Source organism: Vibrio sp. 10N.239.312.C11 (genome assembly GCF_041466065.1).
GTDB lineage: Bacteria > Pseudomonadota > Gammaproteobacteria > Enterobacterales > Vibrionaceae > Vibrio > Vibrio tasmaniensis_A.
Window position 1 is genome coordinate 1 of the sequence record NZ_JBFSRZ010000091.1, and the last position, 7,682, is coordinate 7,682.

At 44.4% G+C, this 7,682-nt stretch carries 7 protein-coding genes and 1 pseudogene; 4 read left to right on the forward strand and 4 right to left on the reverse strand.

The window, feature by feature from the left end; translation table 11 throughout:
- Positions 1 to 155 precede the first annotated feature (155 nt).
- Positions 156 to 590: a YccF domain-containing protein gene (locus AB6D07_RS22070; protein WP_029223048.1), complete on the reverse strand. Its 435-nt coding sequence runs from the start codon at positions 588 to 590 to the stop codon at positions 156 to 158.
- Between the two features lie 247 nt (positions 591 to 837).
- On the opposite strand from AB6D07_RS22070, the gene AB6D07_RS22075 reads away from it, so the two are divergent.
- Positions 838 to 963 carry a hypothetical protein gene (locus tag AB6D07_RS22075; RefSeq protein WP_017060906.1) on the forward strand — a complete coding sequence of 42 codons (126 nt, stop codon included), beginning with the start codon at positions 838 to 840 and terminating at the stop codon, positions 961 to 963.
- A 123-nt stretch (positions 964 to 1,086) separates the two neighbouring features.
- On the opposite strand, the gene AB6D07_RS22080 is transcribed toward AB6D07_RS22075, so the two are convergent.
- The gene (locus AB6D07_RS22080; RefSeq protein ID WP_017103716.1) at positions 1,087 to 2,163 is read right to left on the reverse strand and encodes a low specificity L-threonine aldolase; all 1,077 of its coding nucleotides are present in this window, start codon (positions 2,161 to 2,163) and stop codon (positions 1,087 to 1,089) included.
- A gap of 303 nt (positions 2,164 to 2,466) precedes the next feature.
- Here AB6D07_RS22080 and AB6D07_RS22085 point away from each other — a divergent pair, with 303 nt between their 5' ends.
- The 3 genes from AB6D07_RS22085 (at position 2,467) to AB6D07_RS22095 (ending at position 6,760) form a co-directional block, all read left to right on the forward strand.
- A complete protein-coding gene (locus tag AB6D07_RS22085; protein WP_009845593.1) occupies positions 2,467 to 3,081 on the forward strand; it encodes an NAD(P)H-dependent oxidoreductase in 615 nt (204 codons plus the stop codon).
- A gap of 3 nt (positions 3,082 to 3,084) precedes the next feature.
- Positions 3,085 to 5,010 (forward strand): monovalent cation:proton antiporter-2 (CPA2) family protein, encoded by a 1,926-nt coding sequence (locus tag AB6D07_RS22090; protein WP_017103715.1) that lies wholly within the window; start codon positions 3,085 to 3,087, stop codon positions 5,008 to 5,010.
- Positions 5,011 to 5,536: 526 nt separating this feature from the next.
- Positions 5,537 to 6,760, forward strand: a complete 1,224-nt coding sequence (locus AB6D07_RS22095) for a DUF819 domain-containing protein (RefSeq protein ID WP_009845595.1) — start codon at positions 5,537 to 5,539, stop codon at positions 6,758 to 6,760.
- 87 nt (positions 6,761 to 6,847) lie between these two features.
- Here the strand turns inward: AB6D07_RS22095 and AB6D07_RS22100 are convergent.
- Positions 6,848 to 7,066, reverse strand: a pseudogene (locus AB6D07_RS22100) (hypothetical protein); the annotation flags it as partial.
- A 56-nt stretch (positions 7,067 to 7,122) separates the two neighbouring features.
- Positions 7,123 to 7,682: IS5 family transposase (locus AB6D07_RS22105; protein ID WP_372140752.1), on the reverse strand; the 560-nt coding region annotated here is incomplete at its 5' end.

Here is a 7,682-nt window from a genome sequence, read left to right on the forward strand (position 1 = left end):
ATGATCTTATTCTTCGTGCTGAAAGATTAGAATGCGGTGTTCATGACACGCTTACTGTTTGTGAGATTGGGGCATCGTTAGATCGAAAACGAGGCACAAAAAAGCACATCATGTGATGTGCTTTTTCAGTTCTATATAAGGCTTAAACTGTAGTCTTAACCCTTGTAGTTTCTTACTCGTACCGCTTCTGCTTCACGCTTGTCGACAACGGTTTTACCGATTGGCGCCAATGAGATAACCGCGAGCTTAAGGTGCTGAATCGCAAACGGAATACCTATAATAGTAATGAAACACGCTACTGCTGACATGATGTGACCAATCGCCAACCAGATTCCAGCAAATAAGAACCAAATGATGTTACCAATCATACCAAGTGGGCTGGTCCCGATGTCAGTTTCATTGGTCAATTCATCACGTGAAATCGCTTCTTGACCAAATGGGAAGAATGAGAAGTTACCCATTACAAAACACGCTCTACCCCATGGAATACCAACGATGGTGAGGAATGCGAGCAGTCCGAAGAACCACCATGCCAGTCCCATAAATACGCCACCAAACAGAAACCAAATGATGTTTCCTATTGTTCTCATGTTGTCTTCTCCAAATCTTTGAATGCTGTTTATTTCATATGCCGAATAAGGCAATACTTGTTCTAATAGGTTCATTATTATTGAGTCTTTATGAACCGCTTATGAATCGCCTACATTTTCTGTGATTGATACACACCACGAAACGCTAAATCCGCATAGGGATCATCGATTTTATTTGATACCATGTTCGTAGATTTTTAGTATCACAAAGCTAAACAGCTACAACAACTAATTTAAGGCCGAATTTATGAACAACACTGAGCAACCTAAAAAGAAAATGAAAAACTGGGTGCCAATCGTCTTCTTCGGACTTCTCAGCACGGTGCCTGTATTCATGTTTTTAGTCGACGTGTACATCAACCAATACATGTAACAAGCCCCGCCATCCTATCGGCGTAAAAATGAATACAGGAAACATGTCCTGTATTCATCTCAGTTAAATCACTTCTGCTGTAATCAATTCAACTCTTCTGCAATCAAATCAACTCTTCGTTAATTAAATCAGCTCTTCGTTAATAAAGTCTAGAATGTCGATCAGCTCATGATCTGGCAAGTTTAATAAGTTATCACCCACATACCATTCAATCTTACATTGGTTTGGCAGTTCGCTGATCGCTGGGTTTCCTATCCAAACCTTGTGCTTCTTAGCTATATTGTCGCGCAGGATAATGCCATCCTCAAAACTCACCGGTAAATAGAGGTGAAGCATGTTTACTTGGGGTTGCTGCGGGTTCACTTTGAACTGCGGGTAATCTTGTAAGATTTGATAGATTTGCTTGGTACGCTCATACAATGCTGGCATCAACTCAATCCGTTGATCAAACTGCATTGCTGCCGAAACCACGTAAGGCGTGCGATGATAAACATTTCCGCCCTGACGCTTCATCCATGCTGAAGCTTTTGCTACGAAAGCCTTATCACCTAGTAGGAGTGACCCCCCAAGACCATTTAACCCTTTATAGAGCGAAACATAAGCTGTATCGAACCCCTTAGCAATCTCGCTATATGGCTTTTGATAATACGCGCCACACTCCCACAAACGAGCACCATCCATATGCAGATGAATCGATTGTTCTTTGCAGTACTGCTTTATCGCTTCAAGCTCTTCCCACTCAGGCAGCTGACCACCAATCTCTCGCATCGGTAGTTCATACAATGCCGCGGCAATCTCATCAGGCCAAGCCTTTAAGTCGTCGACATTCCAAGTGCGAAATACATTACCAACCGGAAGTACATTGAAACGGTTCTGGAGCTGATACCCTTGGCGTTCATGGCGCATAATATGGCTGGATTCGTGCATCGCCACCAAAGGATTTCTTTTTTCTTGGCAAGCAATCTCTAACGCTGTCGGTTGATTCATTGTGCCAGTAATCACAAATACGGCGGCTTCATAGCCGAGCAAATCAGCCACTTTGCTTTCAAAACTCTTAATAAAATCGCCATCACCGTAGGTGTCGTGCGCCACATCATGTGTTTCGCACCATTCAGCCATTTGCGCGAAGGTTTGTGCTGGTGTTGGATCGAAGTGACCAGAAAGCAGCAAATTACATTGTTGACGCAAGTCCGTGCTCATACCTTTTCCTTTATTCATTGTCGTTCTATGTAGGGTGATTGAATTATTTACGTTAGCCTTCAACGGTGACATAAAGTGCACCTCTTCGCTTTTATTATTAGCGAATAATTAGTTTTACGCAGTCATCGGCTGCGTGTGCCGGAAATACTCAAATTGACGGGTGTTTTATATAATTAAGTCCCTAAAAACACGCGCATCTAACTAGATAAGTATGGGCTAATTCGTTGTTGTTCAACCATTCTTCTATTATTGTATATCTATAATTCCAATAAATATTATTCGTTAATGGACAAAGAGGGCTATATGTCGAAAAATCGAGTCTTGGTGCTATTCGCCCACCCTTCTCAGCATCGCTCTGAAGCGAACAAACCCTTATTTGAGCAAGCCAAACGTATTGAAGGCGTCACCTGTGTCGACCTTTATGCTGAATACCCAACCTTCAAGATCAATATCGATCGCGAACAGAAACGCCTGTTGGACCATGACATCATCATTTTTCAGTTCCCACTATATTGGTACTCAACACCCGCGATTCTTAAAGAGTGGCAAGACCTCGTCCTAGAATACGGATTTGCTTACGGCACCGACGGCAATGAACTGCAAGGTAAAAGCTTGTTATGCAGTATCACCGCTGGAGGCAAAAAAGAGGCTTATCAAACTGACGGTTATAACCACTTCACCATCCGTGAACTGCTTCACCCAATCGAACAAACGGCGTCTTTGTGCGGCATGAACTACTTGGCTCCATTGGCTTTGTTTGGTTCACGTACTGCGTTAGAAGAAGGCCGAATTCAAGATCATGTAAATAGCTACAAATCGCTTTTAGAGGCTTTTGTTGCGGGCGAAGTCGACCTTAAAAAGGCAAGCAAGGCTGAAAAGCTAAACCATTATGTCGATGAAATGATGAGCAGAGGTTAGATCATGACAGGATATTTTCTACAAGCATTTATCTATTTGCTCGCGGCAGTCATCGCCGTCCCTATCGCCAAAAGGCTTGGCCTCGGCTCTGTGCTTGGTTACCTGATTGCCGGTGTGGTGATTGGCCCAATCATCGGCTTAGTGGGTGAAGAGACCACGACCATTCAACACTTTGCCGAATTCGGTGTAGTAATGATGCTGTTCTTGGTCGGGCTTGAGCTTGAGCCGAAGATGCTTTGGGCAATGAGAAACCGCCTGATGGGGCTCGGCGGCCTTCAAGTCGGTGGCACAACGGCCATAGTCATGGGGATTGCTCTGTTCTTCGGGCAACCTTGGACGATCGCGCTGACTATCGGTTTGATCTTCGCACTGTCATCTACCGCGATTGTTCTCCAAACCTTTAATGAGAAAGGGCTCTCCAAGACAGAAGGCGGCAAGAATGCTTTCTCGGTCTTACTGTTTCAAGATATTGCCGTCATCCCTATGTTAGCATTTATCCCTCTATTGGCATTGCCAGAATTAATCGAAGCTGCACAAAGCGCGGTCGCTTCGGCTTCTGATCACCATGAAGAGTTGAGTCTTGTTGCTGGCCTACCCGGCTGGGCTTATGGCCTTGTGATCACAGCATCTATTGCGATTGTTGTGGTCGGCGGGCACTTCTTGAGTCGTCCACTGTTCCGCTTTGTGGCGAGCTCAGGCTTGCGAGAAATCTTTACTGCAACCGCACTGATGTTGGTTATTGGTATTGCTGCACTAATGAGCCTAGTCGGCCTCTCACCAGCTTTAGGAACCTTCCTTGCGGGTGTGGTATTGGCGAACAGTGAATTCCGCCACGAGCTTGAGTCTAATATAGACCCGTTTAAAGGGCTGCTACTTGGCTTGTTCTTCATTACGGTAGGTGCGGGCATCAACTTTGATGTTCTATTCAACGACTTTGGTTTGATCATTGGCCTCACTCTTGGCGTTATGCTACTTAAAGCCTTGGTGTTGTTTACATTGGCGTTGATCTTCAAAATTAAAAATAGCGACCGTTGGTTGTTTACGTTGAGCTTGGCGCAAGCCGGTGAATTTGGTTTTGTACTACTGAGCTTCTCGGCTCAAAACCACGTATTGCCTGCTGATATAGTCCAAACTCTGTCGCTGGTTGTTGCTCTTTCAATGTTCCTAACACCAGGCTTATTCATTCTATTTGATAAAGTGATACTTCCTCGTTACGAGCAAAAGTCTAACGACCGAGAAGCCGATACTATCGAAGAGAAAGGTACGGTGATCATTGCTGGTATTGGCCGATTCGGTCAAATCGTTAACCGCTTATTGGTGTCGAATGATGTCAAGACTGTGGTTTTGGATCACCAAGCCAACCAAGTCGATTTACTTCGCTCTATCAACATCAAATCTTACTTTGGTGATGCGACTCGTCATGACTTATTGCATACAGCAGGGATCGAAGAAGCCGCAATGTTTGTCGTCGCTATCGATAACCAAGACTCAAGCGTTGAATTAGTAAAATACGTTAAACACACCTACCCTAAAGTGAAAATTTTAGCGCGTGCGTTCGACCGTGGTCACAGTTACCGCCTACGAGAAGCTGGTGCAGATTCTGTAGTCTCAGAAACGTACCACTCGGCACTCGAAATGGGCGCAGAAGCTCTACGTTCTTTAGGGCACCATCCATTCTTCGTTGAACAGCAAAAATCAACGTATCAACGTGTTGAAAGCCGTAAGTCTGAAAAACTATACCAAGCTTGGTCTGAAGCGGAAGAGAACCCACGTTACGACAACAACTACCGACAAATCTTCATTCACCTTGAAGAAGCAATGAAAGAAGACATGAAAAAAGACCGTTCAGACAAGCACTCTCGCTCAGAACGAGGTTGGACACCGCCACCGAAAGGCTATGCAGATGGCTTTGAGGAAGAACAAACCTAAGCAGAGCTCAAATTCGAGGTTAACAACCACTCAAAAAGCGGCTTTCGGGTCGCTTTTTCATTCTCTAAATACGAATAGCACGACCGATGAAGCCAAAACACGGAACCTAAATCAGATGAACCACGACATTTATGTGATCCAGTTATAATTTTCAATCTCAAGCTACCCGTCAAAAATGAATTCACTTTTTACATTTATAAAACATTACCTCCCCACATAAACCATACCGTCAATGTGGGTATATATGCATTCTTTTAAGCCCTTCAGTCGTCGTTCTAATTCGTAGCGACCATCCTCTAAAGTTTGAGTTACATTGCATATATCTAAACACGCCTCACAAGTCGCCACTAAAGCATTCACATCGCCAATAATTAACGCTCCGCACTCACAAATTCAAACCATAAAAATTAACACAAACGTTTCAAAGTATGTCTATCGTTACAATTTGTAACGAATACCAGTTGTCGGTATAGTCCTGCACTTCAAAAAGTGAGGCGGTTGCGCTCACCTTAAAGGAGATATAATAATGATTACTAATGATGCAGTAATAATGGGCATGTTAGCTGTTATTCTTGGCGGTGTTTTTATCACGGAAAGTAGCCAAAATAGCGCTCTGAAAAAATTCTACTCGTTCGTTCCGGGTCTATTGCTCTGTTACTTTGTTCCTTCTCTATTGAATAGTTTAGGCATCATCGATGCGTCAAACTCAAAGCTATACTTCGTTGCAAGTCGCTACCTATTACCGAGTGCACTCGTTCTTCTGATCATCTCAGCAGACCTTCGTAAAATATTTGGCCTTGGTTCTAAAGCCGTCATCATGTTCCTAACCGGTACTGTCGGCATTATCATTGGCGGGCCTTTAGCGATTCTAATTATCGACCAAGTTAACCCTGACCTTGTATCTGGCGATGTATGGCGCGGCCTTACAACAGTGGCTGGCTCTTGGATTGGCGGCGGTGCAAATCAAGCAGCAATGAAAGAAGTGTTCGAGGTTGATGACCAGTTATTCTCTGCAATGATTACGGTTGATGTTATCTGTGCGAACATTTGGATGGCCGTGTTACTTATCATGGCAGGTCGCCAAAAGAAGATTGATGCATGGCTAAAAGCAGACACATCATCTATCGAAGAGCTAAAAGAGACGGTTTCTAAATACCAAGAAGAGAACGCTCGCCCAACAACCACAACAGATCTAATGAAGATCACGGGAATTGCATTCGGTCTTACCGGTCTAGCTCACTTATTCAGTGACCTAATCGCACCTTGGATCTCGACCAACGCTCCAGAACTCGCGAAATACAGCCTTACATCAGGCTTCTTCTGGTTAATCGTTATGGTGACAACGTTCGCGCTCATCGCTTCATGCTTCAAATCTACACGCAGCCTTGAGCACAGCGGCGCGTCTAAAGTTGGTTCAGCGTTCATCTACATCCTAGTTGCAACCATCGGTATGCAAATGGATGTGACGGCTATCTTAGACAATCCAGGCTACTTCTTCATTGGTATCACATGGCTAACTATCCATGCCATTCTAATGATTGTGATGGCGAAGCTTATCCGTGCACCACTGTTCTTCATGGCTGTCGGTAGCCAAGCTAACGTTGGCGGCGCAGCATCGGCTCCTATCGTAGCAGCTGCATTCCACCCAGCACTGGCGCCAGTAGGTATCCTAATGGCGGTACTTGGTTACGCACTCGGTACATACGGCGCTTACATCTGTGGTCTCATCATGCAGGCTGCTGCGGGTTAATAGAATCGCTTCAATCCAATAACACAAAAGGCTGAACGATGATCGTTCAGCCTTTTTCGTTTCTAAAACTGTATTTCAAATAACGGCTTAATCGAACAAAGACGCCAGCTTATTTTCAACAACTGGGCTGATATTAAAGCTCAACATAAAATCTGGACGCGTTTCTTCGTCTTTCTCAAGGTAATAGTTCGCTTCAATGCCAAACTTCCAAGGACGTCCGTTCAACACAGTAGTCTTGCTTACGCTTATATTCAACGGAATTTCCGCCTGATCCTTATTCCAATCATACGAGAATGTCGGCGCAGAGCGGCTTTGTTGCGTAATTCAGTTTAGAGACAGAGCAGCCCCATTTCGTGCGTTTCTTAGTCAATACGGCAAGTTTCAGGCATACCTAACCCAGTGAGCTTGTTCAACGCTTTTATCATCGCGTAAGTTTCTCCCACTTGTGCATTGTAATTTCTTAAACTTAAACGACCACCAAATAACTGTTTAACTCGATACATCGCTGTTTCTGACAGGGAGCGTTTGTGGTAACCATACCGCTCTTTCCAATACTTATTTGAGCCATATAACTTCTGGCAACCTACTGCGAGATTTCGGGGATGACCCCGCTCCCAGAAGGCAGCCCCTTCTCTTGGAGGAATAAGCGCAACGGCTCGCTTAATCTTAATTGCATCGTGACATGCTCTCGTATCATAAGCGCCATCACCATACACCTCGTGGATACTTCGGCGAGTTTGTTTCAGTAAATTCGGGAGTACTTCTCCATCTGTAACTTTCGATAGACTTAGCTCGGCTGCAATAATTTCATGAGTGTTTGTATCCACGGCAATATGAAGTTTTCGCCAGACTCTACGTTTGCCATCTGTCCCGTGTTTTTTGACTTTCCATTCACCTTCGCCATAAACCTTAAGGCCAGTCG

Coding starts and splice junctions, on each gene's coding strand:
- AB6D07_RS22085 (WP_009845593.1), top strand. CDS start 2,467: ATGTCGAAAAATCGAGTCTTGGTGCTATTCGCCCACCCTTCTCAGCAT.
- AB6D07_RS22095 (WP_009845595.1), top strand. CDS start 5,537: ATGATTACTAATGATGCAGTAATAATGGGCATGTTAGCTGTTATTCTT.
- AB6D07_RS22075 (WP_017060906.1), top strand. CDS start 838: ATGAACAACACTGAGCAACCTAAAAAGAAAATGAAAAACTGGGTGCCA.
- AB6D07_RS22090 (WP_017103715.1), top strand. CDS start 3,085: ATGACAGGATATTTTCTACAAGCATTTATCTATTTGCTCGCGGCAGTC.
- AB6D07_RS22070 (WP_029223048.1), bottom strand. CDS start 590: ATGAGAACAATAGGAAACATCATTTGGTTTCTGTTTGGTGGCGTATTT.
- AB6D07_RS22080 (WP_017103716.1), bottom strand. CDS start 2,163: ATGAGCACGGACTTGCGTCAACAATGTAATTTGCTGCTTTCTGGTCAC.